Source organism: Zoogloea sp. LCSB751, assembly GCF_002028455.1.
Taxonomy (GTDB): domain Bacteria; phylum Pseudomonadota; class Gammaproteobacteria; order Burkholderiales; family Rhodocyclaceae; genus Zoogloea.
Genome location: NZ_MWUM01000170.1, coordinates 1 through 276, shown reverse-complemented (window position 1 = coordinate 276; position 276 = coordinate 1). Strand labels below are relative to the sequence as shown.

Annotated in this window: 1 protein-coding gene; it reads right to left on the bottom strand. The window is 65.9% G+C overall.

Annotated features, from left to right (window positions below):
* Positions 1 to 276: penicillin-binding transpeptidase domain-containing protein (locus B4920_RS26235; RefSeq protein ID WP_254051070.1), on the bottom strand; the 276-nt coding region annotated here is incomplete at both ends.

The window sequence follows — 276 nt, the reverse complement described above, 5'->3', positions numbered from 1 at the left end:
AGCCAGCCATGACCCCAGCGGCGCCAGTCACGAAACTTCTTGGTGGTGCCCGGGATGGAGAAGCTGGGGCCACCGAAGTAGCGATAGTTGGGGGTGATGGCCCCCTCGTTCAGCCCCATCACCGCCATCATGGGCTTGACGGTGGAGGCGGGGGCGTAGATGCCCTGGGTGGTGCGGTTCACCAGCGGGCGCGCCGGATCGTTGAGCAGCGCCGAGTAGTTGGTGCTGGAGATGCCGGTCACGAACAGGTTGGGGTCGTAGCTCGGGCTCGACTCC